The 23,415-nt window shown below is 63.5% G+C and carries 22 protein-coding genes and 1 riboswitch; of the genes, 5 read left to right on the top strand and 17 right to left on the bottom strand.

The genetic code is table 11. The features are described from left to right. Positions 1–12: 12 nt before the first annotated feature. The 17 genes from AC0L2Z_RS06030 to AC0L2Z_RS05950 form a co-directional block, all read right to left on the bottom strand. Positions 13–1,518: an NADH-quinone oxidoreductase subunit M gene (locus AC0L2Z_RS06030; RefSeq protein ID WP_023798865.1), complete on the bottom strand. Its 1,506-nt coding sequence runs from the start codon at positions 1,516–1,518 to the stop codon at positions 13–15. Beyond that, positions 1,518–3,491 carry an NADH-quinone oxidoreductase subunit L gene (gene nuoL / locus AC0L2Z_RS06025; RefSeq protein ID WP_091594513.1) on the bottom strand — a complete coding sequence of 658 codons (1,974 nt, stop codon included), beginning with the start codon at positions 3,489–3,491 and terminating at the stop codon, positions 1,518–1,520. Before nuoL ends, AC0L2Z_RS06030 begins: the two co-directional genes overlap by 1 nt. A gap of 11 nt (positions 3,492–3,502) precedes the next feature. Continuing rightward, positions 3,503–3,811 carry an NADH-quinone oxidoreductase subunit NuoK gene (nuoK, locus tag AC0L2Z_RS06020; protein WP_023798863.1) on the bottom strand — a complete coding sequence of 103 codons (309 nt, stop codon included), beginning with the start codon at positions 3,809–3,811 and terminating at the stop codon, positions 3,503–3,505. 1 nt (position 3,812) lies between these two features. Next, positions 3,813–4,433, bottom strand: coding sequence for an NADH-quinone oxidoreductase subunit J (locus tag AC0L2Z_RS06015; RefSeq protein ID WP_023798862.1), 621 nt, complete (start codon positions 4,431–4,433; stop codon positions 3,813–3,815). A gap of 126 nt (positions 4,434–4,559) precedes the next feature. Further along, complete coding sequence (gene nuoI, locus AC0L2Z_RS06010; protein ID WP_091594334.1) at positions 4,560–5,051, bottom strand: NADH-quinone oxidoreductase subunit NuoI; 492 nt, start codon at positions 5,049–5,051, stop codon at positions 4,560–4,562. Beyond that, positions 5,048–5,299 (bottom strand): hypothetical protein, encoded by a 252-nt coding sequence (locus AC0L2Z_RS06005; protein ID WP_091594332.1) that lies wholly within the window; start codon positions 5,297–5,299, stop codon positions 5,048–5,050. The genes nuoI and AC0L2Z_RS06005 overlap by 4 nt, the downstream gene beginning before the upstream one ends. Beyond that, positions 5,299–6,342: an NADH-quinone oxidoreductase subunit NuoH gene (gene nuoH / locus AC0L2Z_RS06000; protein WP_287230308.1), complete on the bottom strand. Its 1,044-nt coding sequence runs from the start codon at positions 6,340–6,342 to the stop codon at positions 5,299–5,301. Before nuoH ends, AC0L2Z_RS06005 begins: the two co-directional genes overlap by 1 nt. 1 nt (position 6,343) lies before the next feature. Beyond that, on the bottom strand, positions 6,344–8,425 hold the full coding sequence (nuoG, locus tag AC0L2Z_RS05995) for an NADH-quinone oxidoreductase subunit NuoG (protein WP_473627091.1): 2,082 nt from the start codon (positions 8,423–8,425) through the stop codon (positions 6,344–6,346). After that, on the bottom strand, positions 8,425–8,736 hold the full coding sequence (locus AC0L2Z_RS05990) for a pentapeptide repeat-containing protein (protein WP_128180400.1): 312 nt from the start codon (positions 8,734–8,736) through the stop codon (positions 8,425–8,427). Before AC0L2Z_RS05990 ends, nuoG begins: the two co-directional genes overlap by 1 nt. 8 nt (positions 8,737–8,744) lie before the next feature. Beyond that, positions 8,745–9,437 (bottom strand): NADH-ubiquinone dehydrogenase subunit, encoded by a 693-nt coding sequence (locus AC0L2Z_RS05985; RefSeq protein ID WP_023798857.1) that lies wholly within the window; start codon positions 9,435–9,437, stop codon positions 8,745–8,747. A 174-nt stretch (positions 9,438–9,611) separates the two neighbouring features. Next, positions 9,612–10,916: an NADH-quinone oxidoreductase subunit NuoF gene (gene nuoF, locus AC0L2Z_RS05980; protein WP_473627090.1), complete on the bottom strand. Its 1,305-nt coding sequence runs from the start codon at positions 10,914–10,916 to the stop codon at positions 9,612–9,614. A 10-nt stretch (positions 10,917–10,926) separates the two neighbouring features. Then, on the bottom strand, positions 10,927–12,318 hold the full coding sequence (gene nuoE, locus AC0L2Z_RS05975; RefSeq protein WP_473627088.1) for an NADH-quinone oxidoreductase subunit NuoE: 1,392 nt from the start codon (positions 12,316–12,318) through the stop codon (positions 10,927–10,929). Positions 12,319–12,340: 22 nt separating this feature from the next. After that, on the bottom strand, positions 12,341–12,712 hold the full coding sequence (locus AC0L2Z_RS05970) for a hypothetical protein (RefSeq protein ID WP_236377065.1): 372 nt from the start codon (positions 12,710–12,712) through the stop codon (positions 12,341–12,343). Positions 12,713–12,714: 2 nt separating this feature from the next. Next, a complete protein-coding gene (locus tag AC0L2Z_RS05965) occupies positions 12,715–13,905 on the bottom strand; it encodes an NADH-quinone oxidoreductase subunit D (RefSeq protein ID WP_473627086.1) in 1,191 nt (396 codons plus the stop codon). A 9-nt stretch (positions 13,906–13,914) separates the two neighbouring features. Then, the gene (locus tag AC0L2Z_RS05960; RefSeq protein WP_473496504.1) at positions 13,915–14,517 is read right to left on the bottom strand and encodes an NADH-quinone oxidoreductase subunit C; all 603 of its coding nucleotides are present in this window, start codon (positions 14,515–14,517) and stop codon (positions 13,915–13,917) included. A gap of 5 nt (positions 14,518–14,522) precedes the next feature. After that, positions 14,523–15,104: a NuoB/complex I 20 kDa subunit family protein gene (locus AC0L2Z_RS05955; RefSeq protein WP_023798851.1), complete on the bottom strand. Its 582-nt coding sequence runs from the start codon at positions 15,102–15,104 to the stop codon at positions 14,523–14,525. Next, positions 15,095–15,460 (bottom strand): NADH-quinone oxidoreductase subunit A, encoded by a 366-nt coding sequence (locus AC0L2Z_RS05950; protein ID WP_023798850.1) that lies wholly within the window; start codon positions 15,458–15,460, stop codon positions 15,095–15,097. Before AC0L2Z_RS05950 ends, AC0L2Z_RS05955 begins: the two co-directional genes overlap by 10 nt. Before the next feature lie 334 nt (positions 15,461–15,794). Here AC0L2Z_RS05950 and AC0L2Z_RS05945 point away from each other — a divergent pair, with 334 nt between their 5' ends. From AC0L2Z_RS05945 to cobG, 5 genes are all read left to right on the top strand, one after another. Continuing rightward, complete coding sequence (locus tag AC0L2Z_RS05945; RefSeq protein WP_473627084.1) at positions 15,795–16,994, top strand: winged helix-turn-helix domain-containing protein; 1,200 nt, start codon at positions 15,795–15,797, stop codon at positions 16,992–16,994. A 271-nt stretch (positions 16,995–17,265) separates the two neighbouring features. Next, positions 17,266–17,470, top strand: a riboswitch (cobalamin riboswitch). A gap of 38 nt (positions 17,471–17,508) precedes the next feature. Beyond that, positions 17,509–17,943, top strand: a complete 435-nt coding sequence (locus AC0L2Z_RS05940) for a DUF1636 family protein (protein WP_473627082.1) — start codon at positions 17,509–17,511, stop codon at positions 17,941–17,943. Then, a complete protein-coding gene (gene cobW / locus AC0L2Z_RS05935; RefSeq protein WP_128167001.1) occupies positions 17,940–18,977 on the top strand; it encodes a cobalamin biosynthesis protein CobW in 1,038 nt (345 codons plus the stop codon). The genes AC0L2Z_RS05940 and cobW overlap by 4 nt, the downstream gene beginning before the upstream one ends. 18 nt (positions 18,978–18,995) lie before the next feature. Then, on the top strand, positions 18,996–22,547 hold the full coding sequence (cobN, locus tag AC0L2Z_RS05930; protein WP_473627080.1) for a cobaltochelatase subunit CobN: 3,552 nt from the start codon (positions 18,996–18,998) through the stop codon (positions 22,545–22,547). Continuing rightward, on the top strand, positions 22,544–23,415 hold an 872-nt coding region (gene cobG, locus AC0L2Z_RS05925), incomplete at its 3' end, for a precorrin-3B synthase (protein WP_473627079.1). The genes cobN and cobG, both read left to right, overlap by 4 nt.

Raw genomic sequence — 23,415 nt, 5'->3', positions numbered from 1 at the left:
AAACCTCTCGGGTCAGTTCGCCGCCGCGGTCTGCGCGGTGTCGATGGATGCGGTGACATTGGTGACGAGCGCCTTGACCGATGCGGCGGTCGCGTCGAAGACCGGCGCCGGGTAGACGCCGAAGAAGATGACCAGCACGGCCAGCGGGTAGATGATCACCTTCTCGCGCGTCGACAGGTCGAGCAGGCCTTTCAGGCTGTCCTTGGTCAGCGCGCCGAAGATCACCCGGCGATACAGCCACAGCGCATAGGCCGCCGACAGGATGACGCCGGTGGCGGCGAAGAACGCCACCCAGGTGTTGACCCGGAACACGCCGAGCATGGTCAGGAACTCGCCGACGAAGCCGCTGGTGCCGGGCAGGCCGACATTGGCCATGGTGAAGATCATGAACACGGTGGCGTATTTCGGCATGTTGTTGACCAGCCCGCCATAGGCGTCGATGTCGCGCGTGTGCATGCGGTCGTAGATGACGCCGACGCACAGGAACAGCGCGCCGGAGACCAGGCCGTGCGACAGCATCTGGAAGATCGCCCCCTGGACGCCTTCCTGGTTCATCGCGAAGATGCCCATGGTGACGAAGCCCATATGGGCGACCGACGAATAGGCGATCAGCTTCTTCATGTCCTCCTGCATCAGCGCCACCAGCGAGGTGTAGATGATGGCGACGACGGACAGCGCGAAGACCAGCGGCGCAAACATCTCCGAGGCGATCGGAAACATCGGCAGGGAGAAGCGCAGGAAGCCATATCCGCCCATCTTAAGCAGGATGGCGGCCAGGATCACCGAACCGGCCGTCGGCGCCTCGACATGCGCGTCCGGCAGCCAGGTGTGCACCGGCCACATCGGCATCTTCACGGCGAAAGACGCGAAGAAGGCGAGCCATAGCCAGGTCTGCATGGAGGCCGGGAAGTTGTGCGTCAGGAGCGTCGGGATGTCGGTGGTGCCGGACTGGAAGAACATCGCCATGATGGCAAGCAGCATCAGCACCGAGCCGGCCAGCGTATAGAGAAAGAACTTGAACGAGGCGTAGACGCGCCGCTTGCCGCCCCACACGCCGATGATGATGAACATCGGGATCAGGCCGGCCTCGAAGAAGACGTAGAACAAGACGATGTCGAGCGCGCAGAACACGCCGATCATCAGCGTCTCCAGCAGCAGGAAGGCGATCATGTAGGCCTTGACGCGCTTCTCGATTGATTCCCACGAAGCCAGGATGCAGAGCGGCATCAGGAAGGTGGTCAGGATGACGAACAGCATGGAGATGCCGTCGACGCCCATATGGTAGGAGATGCCGGAATCCAGCCAGGCAAACTTCTCGACGAACTGGAAGCCGGGCTCCGCATTGTCGAAGCCGGTCCAGATGAACAACGAGATGATGAAGGTGATACCAGTCGTCCACAACGCTATGGCGCGGATGTTGCGGCGGGCATTCTCGCTGTCGTCGTTGATCAGCAGAATGAACAGCACACCAACCAGCGGCAGGAAGGTGACCAGCGAGAGGATCGGCCAGGCGGTCATCAGAGCATCATCCAGGTGACGAATGCGGCAACGCCGATCAGCATGGCGAAGGCATAGTGATAGAGGTAGCCGGTCTGCAGTTTGACGACCCGGTTGGTGACGTCGACGACGCGCGCCGAAACCCCGTCAGGACCAAGTCCGTCGATCACGGTGCCGTCGCCGGTCTTCCACAGGAAGTGGCCGAGGCGTTTTGCCGGCCGCACGAACAGGAAATCGAAGAGCTCGTCGAAATACCACTTGTTGAGCAGGAAGGCGTAGAGCCCGCGATGCTGCGCCGCCAGGTTTTTCGGCATCTCCGGCGCGCGGATGTAGAATTGCCAGGCAATCGCAAAGCCGATCAGCATGGCGACGAACGGCGACAGCTTCACCCAAAACGGCACTTCGTGGATGTCGTGCAGGATGTGGTTCTCCGGCAGCGTGAACAGCGACGCCTTCCAGAACTCGGCATAGCCCTCGCCGATGAAGGCGCCATGGAAGATCACGCCGGCAAACAGCGCGCCCGCCGCCAGGATGTACAGCGGCACCAGCATGACCGGCGGCGATTCATGGACATGGTGCATGACCTCGTGGCTCGCCCGCGGCTGGCCGTGGAAGGTCATGAAGATCAAGCGCCAGGAATAGAAGCTGGTGAAGCAGGCAGCGACGACCAGCAGCACGAAGGCAAGGCCGGCGACCGGATTGTGCGCGGCAAAGGCGCTTTCGATGATCGCGTCCTTGGAGAAGAAGCCGGCGGTGCCGATGACCGTCACCGGAATGCCGACGCCGGTCAGCGCCAGAGTGCCGATCACCATCATCCAGTAGGTCTTCGGAATGAGCGTTCTGAGGCCGCCCATCCTGCGCATGTCCTGTTCATCGGAGACGGCGTGGATCACCGAGCCCGAGCCGAGGAACAGCAGCGCCTTGAAGAAGGCGTGCGTGAACAGATGGAAGATCGCCGCGCCATAGGCGCCGACGCCGAGCGCCACGAACATGTAGCCGAGCTGCGAGCAGGTCGAATAGGCGATGACGCGCTTGATGTCGTTCTGGACGAGGCCGACGGTCGCCGCGAAGAAGGCGGTGAAGGCGCCGATGAAGGTGACCACGATCAGCGCCGAATGCGACAGTTCGAACAGCGGCGACAGCCGCGCCAGCATGAACACGCCGGCCGTCACCATGGTGGCGGCATGGATGAGCGCCGAGACCGGCGTCGGGCCTTCCATGGCGTCGGGCAGCCAGGTGTGCAGCGGCACCTGGGCCGACTTGCCCATGGCGCCCATGAACAGCAAGAGGCAGACGACGGTCATCGCAGCCTGCTTGTCGAGCGCATAGCCGAGGAAGGTCAGCACGGCAGCGCCCTCCGGCGCGCCTTCGGCCGGAATGAACGTCGCCGCATTGGCGAAGATGGTGCCGAGATTGACCGAGCCGAACAGCACGAACACGCCGAAGATGCCGAGCGCGAAACCGAAATCGCCGACGCGGTTGACGACGAAGGCCTTGATCGCGGCGGCATTGGCCGACGGTTTCTTGTACCAGAAGCCGATCAGCAGATAGGAGGCGAGGCCGACGCCTTCCCAGCCGAAGAACATCTGCACGAGGTTGTCAGCCGTCACCAGCATCAGCATGGCGAAGGTGAACAGCGACAGATAGGCGAAGAAGCGCGGCCGGTTCGGGTCGTGATGCATGTAGCCGATGGAGTAGATGTGGACCAGCGCCGACACCGTGTTGACGACGACCAGCATCACCACCGTCAGCGTGTCGATGCGCAGTGCCCATGCGGCCTCCAGCCCGCCCGACTGGATCCAGCGCAGCACCGGCACGGTGAACACCTCGCCCTCGCCGAAGCCGACGGCGAAGAAGGCGACCCACGACAGCACGGCTGATATCACCAGGAAGCCGGAGGTGATGTATTCGGACGCCTTGGCGCCGAGCGACGTGCCGAACAGGCCGACGATCAGGAAGCCGAGCAGAGGAAGGAAGACGATGGCCTGATACATGGTGGTTTCCGTCAACCCTTCATCATGTTCACGTCTTCGACCGCGATCGAGCCGCGGTTGCGGAAGAAGACGACGAGAATGGCGAGGCCGATCGCCGCTTCAGCCGCTGCGACCGTCAGCACGAACAGCGCGAACACCTGTCCGACGAGATCGCCGAGTGCTGCTGAGAAGGCGACGAAATTGATGTTGACCGCGAGCAGGATCAGCTCGATCGACATCAGGATGACGATGATGTTCCTGCGGTTGAGAAAAATGCCGAACACGCCGAGCGTGAACAGGATCGCCGATACGGTCAGATAATGTGCGATGCCGACGACCATCTCAGATTCCTTCGCCCGTCTTGACCTTGCGGATTTCCATCCCCGTTGCCGGCGTGCGGCCGACCTGTGCGGCGATCGACTGCCGTTTGATGCCCGGCTTGTGGCGCAGCGTCAGCACGATGGCGCCGATCATGGCGACCAGCAGCACAAGGCCGGCAATCTGGAAATAATAGAGGTAGTCGGTATAGAGGATGTCGCCGAGCGCTGCCGTGTTCGAGCGGGCGGCAAGGTCCGGAGTGGGTTTTGCAACCGTTGCCGCCAGTTGCGGCGCGAATGTATAGCCGCCGAGCACGACGATCAGCTCAGCCGCCAGGATCAGCCCGACCAGCGCGCCGATCGGCGCATATTGCAGGGCGCCTTCCTTCATTTCGGCGAAATCGACGTCGAGCATCATGACGACGAACAGGAACAGCACCATGACCGCGCCGACATAGACGACGAGCAGGATCATAGCCAGAAACTCGGCGCCGGTCAGCATGAACAGGCCTGCGGCATTGAAGAAGGTCAGGATCAGGAACAGCACCGAATGCACGGGATTGCGCGCCGAAATGACCATGAACGCCGACGCCACCGCGACAAAGGCGAAGAGGTAGAAAAAGGCCGCCTCTAGTCCATTCAGCATGGGTTCCCCCGGGTTCCTGTCCGAACAGGACGTTCGTCCTGTTCGATGTGTGGCTTGGCTCCGCCTCCGGTGCCGAAGCCGCGTGTTCCTTAAACGAGGCCTCTCGCCCCGTCCATGCGTCAAATGTCAGCGGTACGGCGCGTCCAGCGAGATGTTGCGCGCCAGTTCGCGCTCCCAGCGGTCGCCATTGGCCAAGAGCTTGTCCTTGTCGTAATAAAGTTCCTCGCGCGTCTCGGTCGCGAACTCGAAATTCGGTCCCTCGACGATTGCGTCGACCGGGCAGGCTTCCTGGCAGAAGCCGCAATAGATGCACTTCACCATATCGATGTCGTAGCGCACGGTGCGGCGGGTGCCGTCGTTGCGGCGCGGGCCGGCCTCGATGGTGATCGCCTGCGCCGGGCAGATCGCCTCGCACAATTTGCAGGCGATGCAGCGTTCCTCGCCGTTCGGATAGCGGCGCAGCGCATGCTCGCCGCGAAAGCGCGGGCTGGTCGGCCCCTTTTCGTGCGGATAGTTGATCGTCTCCTTCGGCGCGAAGAACTGGCGCATCGACAGGAAGAACGCGCTGACGAAATCCTGCAGCAGCAGCGATTTTGCGGCTTGATACAGCGTGCTCATTCAGCACCCCCAAACATTTGCAACGCGACCGCGGCGCCCATGACGCCACACGCAAGCGGAGAAACCACAAGGTAGAGTCTACGGATCAAATGCTCGCGCATTTGCTTTTCCTCGACGGAAACGGGCAGGCCGAGCCCTTTTGAACGCCCAAACATGTGCAGCGCAGTCGGCAACGCGAAAACAGACGTCAGCCATGCCACCAAGGCGCCAGCAGCGGCGCCAAGCACCAGGATTGCCGGATCGCCCATCACGCAAACCCCGTGATCTTGAGGAACGCGGCGACAATCACCACCATCGCCAGCGAGATCGGCAGGAAGACCTTCCAGCCGAGCCGCATCAGCTGGTCGTAGCGGTAGCGCGGCACAAAAGCCTTCACCATCGAGATCATGAAGAACACCAGGCAGACCTTGAGCACGAACCAGATCAGCCCCGGCACCCAGGTGAAGGGAGCGAAGTCGAACGGAGGCAGCCAGCCGCCGAGGAACAGGATGGTGGCCAGCGCGCACATCAGCACGATGGCGACATATTCGCCGAGGAAGAACAGCAGGAACGGCGTCGACGAATATTCGACCATATGGCCGGCGACGAGTTCCGATTCGGCTTCCACAAGGTCGAAGGGCGGGCGGTTGGTTTCGGCCAGCGCCGAGATGAAGAAGATGACGAACATCGGGAACAGCGACAGCCAATGCCAATCGAGGAAGGTGTTGGGCAGGCCAACCCGAGTTCCCAGCCCGTCCGCCTGCGACAGCACGATGTCGGACAGGTTGAGCGAGCCGACGCAAAGCAGCACTGTGACGATGACGAAGCCGATCGAGACCTCGTAGGACACCATCTGCGCCGCCGAGCGCAGCGCGCCGAGGAACGGATATTTCGAATTGGACGCCCAGCCGCCCATGATCACACCATAGACCTCGAGCGAGGAGATGGCGAAGACGTAGAGGATGCCGACATTGACGTTGGCGATCGCCCAGCCCTCGTTGACCGGGATCACTGCCCAGGCCGAGATCGCCAGCACCGCCGAAACCAAGGGCGCCAGCAGAAAAACGCCTTTGTTGGCGCCGGACGGAATCACCGGCTCCTTGAACACGAACTTCAGAAGGTCGGCGAAAGCCTGCAGCGTGCCCCATGGGCCGACGACGTTCGGGCCGCGGCGCAACTGCACCGCCGCCCAGATCTTGCGGTCCGCGTACAGGATGTAGGCGACGAAGATCAACAGCACGACGATCAGCACGACCGACTTCAGCAGGATGAGCAGCGCCGGCAGCACGTAGAAGGAGAAGAAGGTGTCCATGCTATTCCGCCGCCTGCCTAAAACCGTTTTTCGCCAGCGCCGAGCACTCCGCCATCACTGCGGAAGCCCGCGCGATCGGGTTGGTCAGGTAGAAATCCTTGACCGGCGAGGTGAAGCTGCCCTTGCCAAGCCGCCCGCCAAGCTTCGCCACCTTGGCGATATCGTCGGCATTGCCGGCCGCGACCTGGTCGATGCGGGCAAGATGCGGGTATTCGCCATAAAGCTTTGCACGCAGCTGCGGCAGCGAATCGAACGACAATCTCTTGCCCAGCACATCCGACAGCGCCCGCAGGATCGCCCAGTCCTCGCGCGCATCGCCCGGCGCGAAGCCGGCGCGGTTGGTCTGCTGCACCCGGCCCTCGGTGTTGACGTAGGTGCCCGATTTTTCGGTATAGGCGGCGCCCGGCAGGATGACGTCGGCGCGGTGCGCGCCGTGGTCGCCATGCGTGCCGATATAGACGACGAAGGCGCCGCCGGTCCTGGTCATGTCGATCTCGTCGGCGCCGAGCAGGAACAGCACCTCCATATCGCCCAGCATGCCGGCGACGTTCTTGCCGCCCTCGCCCGGCACGAAGCCGACATCGAGACCGCCGATACGCGCCGCCGCAGTGTGCAGCACGGCAAAGCCGTTCCAGTCGGCTCTCGCGGCATTGACGGCCAGGCTGAGCTTCGCCGCCTGGCCGAGCACGGCCGCGCCGTCCGAGCGCGACAGCGCGCCCTGACCGACGATGACAAGCGGATGCGTCGCCTGCTTCAGCACCTGGAAGAATTTGCCGTTGCCATCGGCCAAATCCTTCAGCGATTCCGGTCCGGCGCCGAGCTGCTCATAGTCGTAGCGCGTATCGCCGACATCGCCGATGACGCCGACCGGCAGGTTGCCGAGCCGCCAGCGCTTGCGGATGCGGGCGTTAAGCAAGGACGCCTCGAAGCGCGGATTGGCGCCAATGATCAGCACCGCGTCGGCCTGCTCGATGCCCTCGATGGTCGGGTTGAAGAGATAGCTTGCCCGGCCGAGCGACGGATCGAGCGCGGCGCCATCCTGGCGGCAGTCGGTGTTCTTCGAGCCGAGCGAGGCCATCAGCAGCTTCAGCGCATAGATCTCCTCGACGGCGGCGAGATCGCCTGATATGGCGCCGATCTTGTCGGGCGCGGTGCTCGACACCGCTTCCTTGATCGCGGAAAAAGCCTCGACCCAGCTTGCCGGGGCCAGCTTGCCGTTCTTGCGGACATATGGCCGGTCGAGGCGCTGGGTGCGCAAGCCGTCCCAGATGAAGCGGGTCTTGTCGGAAATCCACTCCTCGTTCACCGCCTCGTTGGTGCGCGGCAGGATGCGCATCACCTCGCGGCCTCTGGAATCGACGCGGATCGCCGAGCCGACTGCGTCCATCACGTCGATGGATTCGGTCTTGGTCAGTTCCCACGGCCGCGCCTGGAAGGCGTAGGGCCTGGAGGTCAGCGCGCCGACCGGGCAAAGGTCGATGACGTTGCCCTGCAGTTCCGATGTCATCGCGCTTTCGAGATAGGTGGTGATTTCGGCGTCCTCGCCGCGGCCGATCAGGCCGAGCTCGGAAATGCCGGCAATTTCGGTGGTGAAGCGGACGCAGCGCGTGCAATGGATGCAGCGGTTCATGATCGTCTTGACCAGCGGCCCGATATACTTGTCTTCGACCGCCCGCTTGTTCTCGTGATAGCGCGAGGAATCGACGCCGAACGCCATCGCCTGATCCTGCAGGTCGCACTCGCCGCCCTGGTCGCAGATCGGGCAATCGAGCGGATGGTTGATCAGCAGGAATTCCATCACGCCTTCCCGGGCCTTCTTGACCATCGGCGTGTTGGTGAAAATTTCCGGCGTTTCGCCATTTGGCCCCGGACGCAGATCGCGCACGCCCATGGCGCAGGACGCCTGCGGCTTGGGCGGCCCACCCTTCACCTCGATCAGGCACATGCGACAATTGCCGGCGATCGACAGCCGCTCATGGAAGCAGAAGCGCGGCACTTCGGCGCCGGCGTCCTCGGCTGCCTGCAGCAGCGTGTAGTGGTCGGGTACAGTAATCTCTTTCCCGTCGACCTTGAGCTTTGCCATCAATTGCCCCCGGCGGTCTTCGCCGTCTCATATGCCTGGAACAGGTCTTCAAGGCTGATGCCGTTGATCATCATGCCCGCAACCTGCGCGTTTTCTATCTTCACGTTGCTCATGTTTACGTTGGTGAAATACGCGTTCGAAAGATTGGCGTCTTCCACCTTGGTGTTGCTCAGGTTGGTGCGGTGGATCCTGGCCGCCGACAGGTTGACGTCGTGAAACCGGGTGTTCGACATGTTGACGTCATCGAAACTGGAATTGCTGACGATGGCGTTGCGCACGTCGAGAACATCGCGCCTGTCGTGGACCTCCATCGCGTCGCCTACCTCTCGGCCTTTGCGGCCAGCGCCGCTGCCTGGCCAAGCCAGTTGTCGCGACCGATGCGGCCCTTGAACGACAGATAATCGTCGACCCAGGCGATCTCTTCCGGCGTCCATGTCGCGATCTGGCCGTAGGTCCAGATGCCCAAGCCGTTCAGCACCTGTTCCAGCTTCGGCCCGATGCCCGATATTGCCTTGAGGTCTGCCGGGTTTTCCGGACGATCCATTGCCTTGGGCTGCTTGAAATCCTCCGGCATCAACCCGGCCGGTGCGGCAGCCGCATCCACCACGCTGCGTGCATCATCCATGCTGTTCGCGGCTATGTCATTCACGTTCCTGGCGAAGGACTGCGCCTCGGCGATCAAGGTTTTCGTCGCCGCGCGCGCCTTGGTCGAGGAGCTTGTCCCTGTCTGCGAAAAGCGTTCTACCCTGGCATCGAAATCGTCGACGATCGGCTGGAAGAGCCGCTGCGAGGCCTCGGCGGCGCCCGAGAGCACGCCCATCCACAACCCAAAGGCATGATTGGCAAGCCCGATGCCGAGCGCCGACATCGCTGCCGCACCCGCGACAGGGTGCGCCAGGAGATTGACGGCGCTGGCCATCTCCTTCGGCATCATCCTGGTCAGGTCCTGGTTCATCTTCTCGAACGGGTCCAAATCTGGCATCAAATGTTCGGGTCTCGAATTCAGCGACATAGGTAGTCTCCTGGTCGTTTCTTCCGTATGCCCCGGCCTGTTTCCTCAAATCGGGCACTTGCCCGTATTTCAGATCGGGCTCTTGCCCGTACTTCAGATCGGGCATTCGCCCGTATCTCAGATCGGGCACCTGCCCGCATTCCAATCGGGCAATCGCCCGCTTCAAATTCTTCTCTATTCCGCCGCCACCATCACCGGCTCTGCCCGGTGCGCATTGCGCGAAAACTCGTCGATACGCCGCTCCACCTCGCCGCGGAAATGCCGCATCAGGCCCTGGATCGGCCACGCCGCCGCATCGCCCAGCGCGCAGATCGTGTGGCCTTCGACCTGTTTGGTCACGTCGAGCAGCATGTCGATCTCGCGCTTCTGCGCCTCGCCGCGCACCAGCCGCTCCATCACCCGCCACATCCAGCCGGTGCCTTCGCGGCACGGTGTGCACTGGCCGCAGCTCTCGTGCTTGTAGAAGTAGGAAAGCCGGGCGATCGCCTTCACGATATCGGTCGATTTGTCCATGACGATGACAGCCGCCGTGCCGAGACCCGATTTCAGGTCGCGCAGCGCATCGAAATCCATCGGCGCATCGATGATCTGCTCCGCCGGCACCAGCGGCACCGAAGCGCCGCCCGGAATGACCGCCAGCAGATTGTCCCAGCCGCCGCGAATGCCGCCGCAATGCGTCTCGATCAGCTCGCGGAACGGGATCGACATCGCCTCTTCGACGGTGCACGGCGTGTTGACGTGGCCCGAAACGCAGAACAGTTTGGTGCCGACATTGTTGGGCCGGCCAATGGACGAGAACCAGGCAGCGCCACGCCGCAAAATGGTCGGCGCCACCGCGATGGACTCGACATTGTTGACCGTCGTCGGGCAGCCATAGAGGCCGACATTGGCCGGAAACGGCGGCTTCAGCCGCGGCTGGCCCTTCTTGCCTTCGAGGCTTTCGAGCAGCGCCGTTTCCTCGCCGCAGATATAGGCGCCGGCGCCATGATGCATGTAGATGTCGAAATCGTAGCCGGACGTGTTGTTCTTGCCGATCAGCCTGGCCGCATAGGCCTCGTCGATGGCGCGCTGCAGCGCCTCGCGCTCGCGGATGAACTCGCCGCGCACATAGATGTAGGCGGCGATCGCGCCCATGGCGAAGCCGGCGATCAGGCAGCCCTCGACCAGCGTATGCGGATCGTGGCGCAATATATCGCGGTCCTTGCAGGTGCCGGGCTCGGATTCGTCGGCGTTGACGACGAGATAGCTCGGCCGGCCGTCGCTCTGCTTGGGCATGAACGACCATTTCAACCCGGTCGGGAAGCCAGCGCCGCCGCGGCCGCGCAGGCCTGATGCCTTCATCTCGTTGACGATCCAGTCGCGCCCCTTGGCAATGATGCCGGGCGTGTTGTCCCAGGCGCCGCGCGCCATCGCACCGGCCAGCGACTTGTCGAAGCGGCCGTAGATGTTGTTGAAGATGCGGTCTCTGTCCTGAAGCATTGTTCGTCCCTCAGACCGGTTTCTTGCCGAAAACGCGGATATATTCGGCGACCCCGCCCTTGGCCAGCGCCTTGGCCTGCTTGACCCAGTCTTCGCGCTCGATGCGGCCGTGGAAACTGAGATAGCCATCGACCCACTCGCGCTCGGCCTTCTTCCAAGACGCGACTTGCGCGTAGGTGAAGATACCAAGCGAATGCAGGATGCCTTCGATCTTCGGGTCGACGCCCGAGATCAGCTTGAGATCGTCGACCAGCGCCGGCCTCGCGATGCTGGCCGGACGGTTCTTGTCCTCGAGCGAAGGCTTGCCCATCTTGGCATTGCCCGTCTTGGCATTGCCCGTCTTGGCATTGGTCGGCTTGGCACTGGTCGGCTTGGCATTGGTCGTCTTCGCGGCGGCCGTCTTACCGGCAGCGCCGAGCTGCGTGCCCTTGGCTTCCGGCGCCTTGAAAGCAGCCGCTGGCTCAGCCTTGACTATCGGACCGCTGCGCTGTTTCAAAACCTTTTCGACTTCCGGCGCGGCCTTGTTGGCGTTGGCCGCCGAATGCCGCGGCGCTCTGACGCTCGCCGCCTTTTCCGTATCCGGTGCGACCTTTGCCGGAGAAGGCGTCTCCAGCGCCGGGCTGGTTTCGGGCGCATCGGTCTTCGGCTTGCTGGCCTTCGACGGCGCAACGGGGCCGGCCGATGCCTGGGCCAGAGCCGCTGGCGCCGCGACAATTGCCGCTGGCGCTGCCTCCCTGGCGGCCTTGGCGGCTGCCTTGGCGTCCTTGTCGCGGGTCGTCTTCAGGATTGCCTTTTCGCTCTTCAGCGTCGTCAGGCCGGTGATTGGCTCGGAGGTGATGCGGCCGTTCTGCGGCCCCGGCGTCACCGAGGCGCCCTTGCCGGCATCATAGAGGTCGATGATCTCGGCAAGCCGCTCCGGCGTCAGATCCTCGAACGTATCCTTGAAAATCATCACCATCGGCGCGTTGACGCAGGCGCCAAGGCATTCGACCTCTTCCCACGACAGCGTGCCCTTGTCGTTGGTGTGGAACTGGTCGTGATGGATTTTCGATCGGCACAAATCCATCAGCGCTTCCGAGCCGCGCAGCATGCAGGGCGTGGTGCCGCAGACCTGGATATGCGCGCGGGTGCCGACCGGATTGAGCTGGTACTGGGTGTAGAAGGTCGCGACTTCGAGCCCTCTGATGTAGGGCATGCCGAGCATGTCGGAGATCGTCTCGATCGCCGCCTTGGTCACCCAGCCTTCCTGCTCCTGCGCCAGCATCAGCAACGGGATGATCGCCGACTGCTCGCGGCCCTTCGGATATTTGTTGATCCATTGCTTCGCCGCTGCCGCATTCGCCCGGTTGAAGGCGAAGGAGGCTGGCTGGAGGCTGGCTTCTGCGAGACGGCGGACTGACATGGAGTTTCGCTTTATTTGTTTCTTACTGAATCGAGCTGGAGACGCGATAGCAGTTCTCGGATTGCCCTAACACGCACACAAACTCTTCTTTCCCGCGCTTCAGGCGGATGTATTCGTCATAACGATCGCCAACCCAGGAGACACAATAGGGCCGTGGCCGGCTGGGCACCTGGGCAACGAACGAATCCAGCTGGCACTGCGGGAAGGAATGAAGAACAATCCCTTCATCCATCGGTGCATGTCGCTCGAACGTGCGCCCCATCAATAAGTCACCTTCCGCAACCAGCTCAAACCCAATCTTCAGCAGGTCTCGTGACAGCAGCCGACCATCGGGGCCCCAAGCAGGAACTTGGGCCGCCATTGTCAGGACCGCTGCGGTGACAAGCGCGTTCATTGCTACCGGTCCACCTCACCAAACACGATGTCGAGGGAGCCGAGAACGGCGGTGACATCGGCCAGCATGTGGCCGCGGCACAAAAAATCCATGGCCTGCAGATGCGCGAATCCGGGCGCGCGCAGCTTGCAGCGATAGGGCTTGTTGGTGCCGTCCGAGACGAGATAGACGCCGAACTCGCCTTTTGGGGCTTCGACGGCCGCATAGACCTCGCCGGCCGGCACGCGGTACCCCTCGGTGTAGAGCTTGAAGTGATGGATCAGCGCTTCCATCGAGCGCTTCATCGCCGCGCGCTTCGGCGGCACCACCTTGCCGTCGAGGTTCGACACCGGCCCGCTGCCTTCCTTGCCGAGCAGCAGGTCGACGCACTGGCGCATGATTTTCGCCGACTGGCGCATCTCTTCCATGCGCACGAGATAACGGTCGTAGCAGTCGCCGTTCTTGCCGATCGGAATGTCGAAATCCATCTCGGCATAGCATTCATAGGGCTGCGACTTGCGCAGATCCCAGGCGACGCCGGATCCACGCACCATGACGCCGGAAAAGCCCCAGGCCCAAGCGTCGGCCAGCGAGACGATGCCGATGTCGACGTTGCGCTGCTTGAAGATGCGGTTGCCGGTCAGCAGTGCGTCGAGGTCGTCGAGCGATTTCAGGAACGGATCGATCCAGTTGCCGATGTCCTCGACCAGCTGCTGCGGCAGGTCCTGGTGGACGCCGCCGGGCCGGAAATAGGCTGCATGCATGCGCGAACCGCTGGCCCGCTCATAGAACACCATGAGCTTTTCGCGCTCGACAAAACCCCACAGCGGCGGCGTCAGCGCGCCGACATCCATTGCCTGCGTCGTCACATTGAGAATGTGCGACATGATGCGGCCGATCTCGCAATAGAGCACGCGGATCAATTGGCCGCGCTTCGGCACCTCGATGCCGAGCAGCCGCTCGGCGGCAAGCGCGAAGGCATGCTCCTGGTTCATCGGAGCGCAATAGTCGAGCCGGTCGAGATAGGGCACAGCTTGCAGATAGGTTTTGGCTTCGATCAGCTTTTCAGTGCCGCGATGCAAAAGCCCGATATGCGGATCGACGCGATCGACGACTTCGCCGTCGAGTTCTAGCACAAGACGCAAAACACCATGCGCCGCCGGATGTTGCGGGCCGAAATTGATGTTGAAGTTGCGGACGGAAGTTTCAGCCATTTTGGCGTCTCAATTCGTCTTGGCTTTTTCGTCGCCTGGAAGGACGTAATCCGTCCCCTCCCAAGGGCTGAGAAAATCGAAATTGCGGAATTCCTGTTTCAATTCCACCGGCTCGTAGATGACCCGCTTGGCTTCGTCGTCGTAGCGCACCTCGACGAAACCGGTCAGCGGGAAATCCTTGCGCAGCGGATGACCTTCGAAGCCGTAGTCCGTCAGGATCCTGCGCAAATCGGGATGGCCCGAAAACAGCACGCCATAGAGATCGTAGGTCTCGCGTTCGAACCAGTCGGCGCCGGGATAAACGCCGGTGATCGATGGCACCACCGTCTCCTCGTCGGCCTGGACCTTGATGCGGATGCGAATATTCTGCTTCGGCGACAGCAGGTGATAGACGACGTCGAAGCGCTTGGCCCGCGACGGATAATCGGCGCCGCAAACGTCGATGATCGAGATGAACTGGCATTTTGGATCGTCGCGCAGGAAGCTCACCACCTCGATCAGATCGTGCGGCTCGAGCGAGATCGTGAGTTCGCCATAGGCAAGCACCGCATCGCCGATCCGGCCGCTCAGCTTCTCGCCGAGATAGGTCGAGAGTTCATTCAGGCTCATCATCGCGCTCACCGCTCGATCGTGCCGGTGCGGCGGATCTTCTTTTGCAACAGAAGGATGCCGTAGAGCAGCGCTTCCGCACTCGGCGGACACCCGGGCACATAGATGTCGACCGGCACGACGCGATCGCAGCCGCGCACCACCGAATAGGAATAGTGGTAGTAGCCGCCGCCATTGGCGCAGGAGCCCATCGAGATGACGTAGCGCGGCTCCGGCATCTGGTCGTAGACCTTGCGCAGCGCCGGCGCCATCTTGTTGGTCAGCGTGCCGGCGACGATCATGATGTCGGACTGGCGCGGCGAGGCGCGCGGCGCAACGCCGAACCTCTCCGAGTCATAGCGCGGCATCGAGGTGTGGATCATCTCGACCGCACAGCAGGCAAGACCGAAGGTCATGAACATCAGCGAGCCGCTGCGCGCCCAGGTGATCAGCGCCTCGGTCGAGGTGACGAGAAAGCCCTTGTCGGCAAGCTCGTCGTTGATCTCGAGGAAGAAGGGATCATTCGCCCCCACCGGCTTTCCGGTGCTGGGGTCGAGAATGCCTTTTGGCTTCGGCGCGACGAGCGTGCCGGAATTGTCGCTCAATCCCATTCCAGCGCTCCTTTCTTCCATTCATAGGCAAAGCCGATGGTCAGCACCGCCAAAAACACCATCATCGACCAGAAACCGAGCATGCCGATCTGGCTGAAAGACACTGCCCACGGAAACAGGAAGGCCACTTCCAGATCGAAGATGATGAACAGGATCGACACCAGGTAGAAGCGGATGTCGAACTTCATGCGGGCATCGTCAAAGGAGTTGAAGCCGCATTCATAGGCGGAAAGCTTTTCCGGATCGGGATTGCGGTAGGCCACCAGAAAGGGTGCGGCAAGCAGCGCCAGGCCGACGACCAGCGCCACGCCGATGAACAGGACGATGGGCAGGTACGAACTCAACAATGCGTTCATGCTGCAGCTTTCCGTTGGCGGCCAATCCACTCTGATTACAGCACCGGACCCACTTGCGGAAGCGTGACAGTTTAACCACTGAACCGTTTTAGGGGGCGCTATGCTGCAACGCGGCGAGGGTTAGCGCAGGGCTTTCGGCGAAGCAAGTCAAACCTTGTTCAAAACACGGTGCTCGACGGCATATCCGGATAAACTGGTCCAATCCGCTCCTGTTGATTTCCTTCGCTTTTTACTCCACTTTTCTCTCCTGACATAGATGCCGCCGGAACCCTGCTAGCATGGTGCGGAATCATCTCTCCCACCTTTGGTCGAACGCCGACAGAGTGCCGTCTGCATGAAGGAAAAAATCTCGCTCGCCATGGCCCGGCGCATCGCGCTTGCCGCACAGGGGTTTGCCGATCCTCGCCCTAACGGCTCGCCCGATCGCCGCCATCTGGCCCGTGTGCTTGGCCGGACCGGTCTGCTGCAGATCGATTCCGTCAGCGCGGTGGTGCGTGCCCATTATATGCCGCTCTATTCGCGGCTTGGCCCCTACCCGCTCGCCCTGCTCGACAACGCCGCCGTGACGCGCAAGCGCAAAGTCTTCGAATATTGGGCGCACGAAGCCTCCTTTCTGCCGGTCGAGACCTATCCGCTGATGCGCTGGCGCATGGAACGGGCCGAACGTGGCGAGGAAATGTATAGCGGGCTGGCCAAGTGGGGCCGCGAGCGCGCCGCCTACATTGAAGACATTTATCGCGAGGTCGTCGAACGCGGCCCGATCGCCGCTTCCGCCCTGGAAGGCCAGAAAGGCTCCGGCGGCTGGTGGGGCTGGAGCGACGCCAAGCACGCTTTCGAATGGCTGTTCTGGGCCGGCCGCATCACCACGGCGTCACGTCGTGGCTTCGAGCGGCTTTATGATCTGCCGCAGCGCGTGCTGCCGCCGGAAATACTTGCCCTGCCGGTGCCCTCACCTGAGGATGCGCACCGCGAATTGCTGCGCATCTCCGCCCGCGCCCACGGCGTCGCGACAGCAGGCGACCTGCGCGACTATTTTCGCCTCTCTCCCGCTGACATCAAAGGCCGCATCGAGGAACTGGTCGACGCCGGCGACCTCTTGCCGGTGACCGTCGAAGGCTGGAGCAAGCCAGCCTATCTTCACAGGGATGCCCGTTTTCCGCGCAAGATCGAGGCGCGCGCCTTGCTCGCTCCGTTCGATCCGGTTGTCTTCGAGCGAGCACGTACGGAAAGACTGTTCGACTTCCGCTATCGCATCGAGATCTACACCCCGGCCGAAAAACGCCAGTACGGCTATTATGTGCTGCCGTTCCTGCTCGGCGAAAGGATCGTGGCGCGCATCGACGTCAAGGCCGACCGCCCGGCCGGCGTGCTGCGCGTCCATGCCGCCTATGCCGAGCCCGGCGCGCCGCCGCAAACCGCCGCCGAACTTTTTGAGGAAGTGAAGCTGATGCAGGGCTGGCTCGGCTTGGAACGCATCGAGGTGACGCCGGCGGGGGATTTGGGCCAGGCGCTGGCGGAAGTCGCGGTTTCGTAAGGGATTGCCGATGTCGGCGCCGCCCCTCACCTGCCTGCCGGCATCCTCTCCCCGTATAGAGACGGGGAGAGGGACGCTGTCATCGATGGTTTCGCCAATCGCCAGCGTTGCAGGAGGGGGCGCCGCCGTTGCGGCCAGTTCTTTCTCCCCGTCACTATACGGGGAGAAATGCCCGGCAGGGCAATGAGGGGCAGCGCCGACATCCAAAATTGCTCTGAAGCGTTTCCATCGCCGTGTCGGAAGCATGCGTTGACACGACTGCCTCCACAAGCCTAAATCCGGTTCAGACGGTCTCCTCTCGGCAAAGGGAGGAGCCAAGAGGGAATGCGGTGCGAAATCTCGATTTCAAATCCGCGGCTGTCCCCGCAACTGTAAGCGACGAGCCAAGGCCGATAACCACTGGGAAAAATCCCGGGAAGGCGGCACGAAGGCGATGACCCGCGAGCCAGGAGACCTGCCGTCTAGGACTTAAGAATCCGATCGCCTGGCGGGTTTTCCGGGCAAGGAGCCTGATTTGGAACGCGACAGCAGTTTTTCGGCTGAGACAGCGGGCGTATTGTCCGGCGATGATGATGCTCTGGCCGACGTCACCGTGATCGTCTGCACCTCCTGCCGTGACGAGACCGGCTCCGACGGCCATCCTCGCGCCGGCGAATTGTTGGCCGAAGACACGCGCCGCGCCGCCTCTGGCGAAAACATCCGTATCCGCAGCGTCGAATGCCTCGGCAACTGCAAGCGCCGCCTCAGCGCCGCTATCCTGCGCGACGGCTGCTGGAGCTATGTCTTTGGCGACCTGACCGCGACCAGCGGCGCCGATCTCATCACCGGCGCAAAACTCTTCGCCACCTCGACCGACGGCCTCATGCCATGGCGCGGCCGCCCCGATTGCCTGAAGCGCGGCCTCGTTGCCCGCATCCCTCCCCTCGACCTTTTGAAGGACCAGATATGACCACTTCCGTCTCGCGCGTGCCCTGCACCGTCGTCACCGGCTTCCTCGGCGCCGGCAAGACGACGCTGATCCGCCATCTGCTCGAAAACGCTGGCGGCAAGCGGCTGGCCATCATAGTCAACGAGTTCGGCGACATCGGCATCGATGGCGAGATTCTTAAGGGATGCGGCATCGACACCTGCCCTGAGGAAAACATCGTTGAGCTGGCCAATGGCTGCATCTGCTGCACCGTCGCCGACGATTTCGTCCCGGCGCTCGACCAGATCCTGTCGCTGACGCCCAGGGTCGACCATATCCTGATCGAAACCTCCGGGCTGGCCCTGCCCAAGCCGCTGGTCCAGGCCTTCCAGTGGCCGACGGTGAAGAGCCGGGTGACGGTCGACGGCGTCATTGCCGTGGTCGACGGACCGGCGCTGGCCGAAGGCCGCGTTGCCAACGACATGGACGCCCTGCAGGCGCAGCGCGCGCAGGACGAGACGCTCGACCACGACGATCCGGTCGAGGAGGTGTTCGAGGACCAGCTCGCCTGCGCCGACCTGATCATATTGTCGAAGAGCGACCTGATGGACGCCGCCGGCTCGGCCCGCGCCAATGCCGTCATCGGCAAGCACGCCGCCCGCGCGGTGAAGATCGTGCCGGCCTCGCAGGGCAAGGTCGATCCCTCCGTGCTGCTCGGCCTCGGCCTTGCCGTCGAGGACGACATCGAGAACCGCAAGACCCACCACGATGACGAGCTCGATCACGAGCATGACGATTTTGACTCGTTCGTCATCGACATTCCGTCGATTGCCAATCCCGAAGAGCTGGCTTTGCGTGTCGCCACGGCGGCGGAAGAAGAAAACGTACTGCGCGTAAAAGGCTTCGTCGAGGTCGGCGGCAAGCCGATGCGGCTGTTGCTGCAGGCAGTCGGGCCGCGCGTCAACCACTATTACGACCGCGCCTGGACCGCCGCCGACGATCGCCGCTCCCGCCTCGTCGTCATCGGCCTGAAAGGGCTGAACCGCCCGGCGATCGAGCGTATCCTCGCCGGCTGACCTCAGGCACGAGCCGCGATGCACATCCTCACCACCACATCCGCCTCGCTCGACGATCTTGCCGAGCCTGTCGATCTCAGGCAGACGCCTGCGGATGTCGTGGCGCTGTCCTTCACCGACAGCGATCTGGCCGGGCTGGCGGCGGCGTGGCAGGCGGACGCGGATCGCCTGCCGTCGATGCGGTTGGCCGCCTTGCGCGATCTGCGCCATCCGATGTCTGTCGATCTGTGGATCGACAGCGTCGCCCGGCACGCCAAGGTTGTTCTGGTTCGCATCCTCGGCGGCTACGACTGGTGGCGCTACGGCTGCGATCAGCTCGCCTCGACCGCCCGCGCGCACGGCATAAAACTGGCGCTGCTGCCCGGCGAATGCCGCGACGAGGATCTGCGACTGATCGAATGCTCGACGCTGCCGCGGCAAGAACTCGACGGCCTGCTCGGCTATTTTCGCGAAGGCGGCCCGGAGAATATGACGGCGCTGGTGCATCGGCTGGTAGGTCTCGCCGGATCAGATGTGGCGGTCGCGGAGCCGGTTGTCGTGCCGAAGGCGGGCTACTATCAACCGGGACGCGGTGTCATAGAGCGCGACGTCCCCCTACCCCTCGAGGGGAGGGTCCGGCCGCAGGCCGGGGGTGGGGTCGCCTGTGAAGTGCGCCAACGCTCTGAAGTGCGCCAACAGCAAAAAACGTCGAGCACTGCCGCAACGACCCCACTTGGCCCTGCGGGCCACCCTCCCCTCGAGGGGGAGGGGGACGTCGTGCCCATCCTCTTCTACCGCTCGATTCTGCTCGCCGCCGATGTCGCGCCGATCGATGCGCTTTTTGAAGCGCTGCGGCAGCGCGGCATGGCCCCCGTGCCGATCTTCGTCTCCAGCCTCAAGGACCCGGCCTCGCTCGCCTTTGTCGAAACCGCGCTTGCCACGCTGAAGCCGGCCGCCATCATCACAGCGACGGCCTTCGCCTCGGGTGCTGAGCCCGGCGTCGATACCCTGTTCGACCGCGCCGGCGTTCCTGTCTTCCAGGTCATCGTCGCGACGACACGCCGCGATATCTGGCAAGACAACCAGCGCGGCCTGGCGCCCGCCGACCTCGCCATGCATGTCGTCCTGCCGGAACTCGACGGCCGCATCCTTGCTGGCGCCGTTTCCTTCAAGGGCGAAAGCGAGGTCGATCCGGCACTGGCCTTCCGCGCCTTCGCCAACCGGCCGGAGCCGGACCGCGTCGCGCAGGTGGCGAACCGTGTCGAGGCGTTCGTGCGCCTGCAGCGCACGCCGCGCGAAAAACGCAAGCTCGCCATCCTGATCCCCGACTATCCGAGCGCGCCAGGCCGCACCGGCTACGCCGTCGGCCTCGACGTGCCGTCCAGCGTACTGGCGATGCTGCACGACCTGAGCGAACAGGGCTACGTCGTTGAAGGGATTCCGCAAACGCCGCGTGCGTTGCTGGAGATGCTGGAGTGTGGTGGCGAAGGGTTGAGGTTGGAGGAGTATCTGACCTTCTCGAAGGAATTGCCTGCTGAGGCAATGGCTGTGGTAGAGGCCGCATGGGGGAATGCTGAAGATGAGACAGGTTGGTGCGAGGCACCCCCCTCTATCCTGCCGGGCATGTCCGGCAGGATAGAGGGGGGGGTTCAAGCGCCCGCTTCGGCAAATTTACCCTTCCGCGCCGCCACCTTCGGCAACATCACCGTTGCGCTCGCCCCTGACCGCGGGCGTTCAGTCGACCGTCGCGCCGACTATCACGACCCGACGCTGCCGCCGCGCCATGCGCTGATCGCCTTTGGCCTGTGGCTGCGCAAGGCGCTCGATGTCCATGCCCTCGTCCATGTCGGCGCCCATGGCACGCTGGAATGGCTGCCCGGCAAGACCGTGGCGCTGAGCGAAACCTGTTTTCCCGAGATCGTCACCGGTCCCCTGCCCGTCGTCTATCCATTCATCGTCTCCAACCCGGGAGAGGCAGCTCAGGCCAAGCGGCGTATCGCCGCCGTCACCCTCGGCCATTTGCCGCCGCCGCTGACCGGCGCCGGGCTGGACAAAAACCAGCAGCAGCTCGAGCGGCTGGTCGACGAATATGCCCAGGCTGACGGGCTCGACCGCCGCCGCCGCGACCGCCTGGCGAAGCTGATTGTAGAAACCGCTGAAAAGACCGGTCTCGCCTCCGAGGCCGGCGTCGCCGGAACCGACGCGCCCGACGAAGCGCTGCGCCGCATCGACGCCTGGCTCTGCGACCTCAAGGATTTCGCCATCAAGGACGGCCTGCACATCTTTGGCCGCTCAGCCGAGGGCGAGACCGATCCGCTGCGCCAGCAAAGTCCGGCGGCCGAGAAGTCAGCGCTGATCGCGGCCCTCGACGGCCGCCATGTCGCTGCCGGGCCGGCCGGCGCACCGGCGCGTGGCCGGCGCGATGTGCTGCCGACCGGCCGCAACCTGTTCACATCAGATCCACGCACCATGCCGACGCCGACATCCTTCGATCTCGGCAGGGCGGCCTCCGACGAGGTCCTGCGCAGCTACATGCAATCGCATGGCGACTGGCCGCGCTCGCTGGTTATCGACCTCTGGGGCTCGGCCTCGCTGCGCACCGGCGGCGAGGAAATCGCACAAGGCCTGGCGCTGATGGGCTGCCGGCCGCAATGGGATGGCGCCACCGGCCGCGTCACCGGCATCGAGGTGCTGACGCCGGCCACCCTTGGCCGCCCGCGCGTCGATGTCACCTGGCGCATCTCAGGCCTGTTCCGCGACATGTTCCCGACCCAGATCGCGCTGATCGATGCCGCCGCTAACGCCGTCGCCGCCCGCGACGAGGACGCGATGGAAAACCCGCTTGCGGCAAAAACCCGCGCCGACGGCAAGGTCAGCCCGCGCATTTTCGGTACCTCGCCAGGCACCTACGGCGCCGGTGTCGAGGCGTTGCTGTCGAGCGGCGACTGGGCGGCGCGCGAAGAAATCGGTCGCGCCTATCTCGACGCCACCTCGCATGCCTATGGCGGCGCCGAGGGCGAAGCGATTTCAGCGCCCGGCGCGTTCGAGGGCCGCGTCGCCGAGGCCGACCTCCTCGTCCATACCGGAGACGACCCCGGCCGCGACATTTTGGAAGGCTCTGCCGACGTCGCCTTCATCGGCGGTTTTTCGGCAGCGCTTGCAGCGCTTGGCAAGAACGCCGACGTCATCGTCCTCGACACCACGGATCCGCAAAAGCCGAAGCCGCGCTCGCTTGGAGAAGCCGTATCTCGGGTGGTTCGCGCCCGCGCCGTCAACCCGCGCTTCATTGCCGGCCAGATGCGGCACGGGCCGCGCGGCGCTTCGGAATTCGCCGAGACAGTCGACCGTCTCGTCGGTTTCGCCGAGACCACCCATGCCGTATCGGGCGCGCTGATCGAGGCCGTGCACGAAGCCTATCTCGGCGATCCCGTGGTGCGCGCCTTTATCCTGCGCGAAAATCCGGCGGCCGCGAAAATCATCGCCGAGCGTTTCTTGTCGGCGCGGCGGCGCGGTCTCTGGCACCCGCTGCGCAATTCGATCGACGACGATCTTGCGGCATTGATCGCCGAAGCCCAAGGGGTGGCGGCATGAACGCCTTCTCACGTCGCGGCTCCTGCCCCGCTTTGTCCGCGCCGATGCAAACCGGCGACGGGCTTCTGGTGCGGCTCAACCCGATGGCTGGAGGACTCTCGCCGAAGTCCTTGATCGGGCTCGGTGAATCCGCCTTGCGGCACGGCAACGGCATCATGGAAGTAACCGCGCGTGGCAACCTGCAGATCCGCGGCCTGATGCCGGCCAGCGCCCGGCTGCTGGCGGCGGAGGTCGACGCGCTCGGCATCGCCGTGCGCACCGGCGTGCCGGTCGAGACCGGACCGCTGTCCGGGCTGGATCCGCAAGAGATCGCCGACCCACGCCCGCTCGCGGAGCGCATTCGGGCAGCGATTGCTGAAGCCGGGCTGGCACAGCGCCTTGGCCCGAAGGTTTCGGTGATCGTCGACGGCGGTGGACAGTTGGCTATGGATGTGGTGACAGCCGATGTGCGGCTGGCAGCGGTCAGAACCGACGCGCGCGTCCGTTGGCTGGTAGCCGTTGCTGGCGACAGGGAAAATGCGGTGTCGCTCGTCATGGTCGAAGAAGATGCGGCGTGTGATGTCGCCGTCGCTATTCTAAGGATGGTTGCCGAACAAGGCCGCGAAGCCCATGCAAGGGATTTGACGGCGAGGCAATTAACGTCCCTCGCAAGTTGGCGCTCCACGGCGCCCCCCTCTGTCCTGCCGGACATCTCCCCCACGAGGGGGGAGATTGCGCCCTCATCGCCGGTTTCACCAATGTCCAAAGTTGTAGAAAAAGAGCCGGCGGCGAAGCTGCCGATCTCCCCCCAAGTGGGGGAGATGTCCGGCAGGACAGAGGGGGGCGCCGTGGAGCGCCTTCCTGTGGCGGCTCGCTTCCCCATTGGCGT

The sequence above is a fragment of the Mesorhizobium sp. WSM4850 genome (assembly GCF_055811735.1).
Note: the sequence above shows the minus strand (reverse complement) of the source record. Positions and strands in the feature narration are given on the sequence as shown.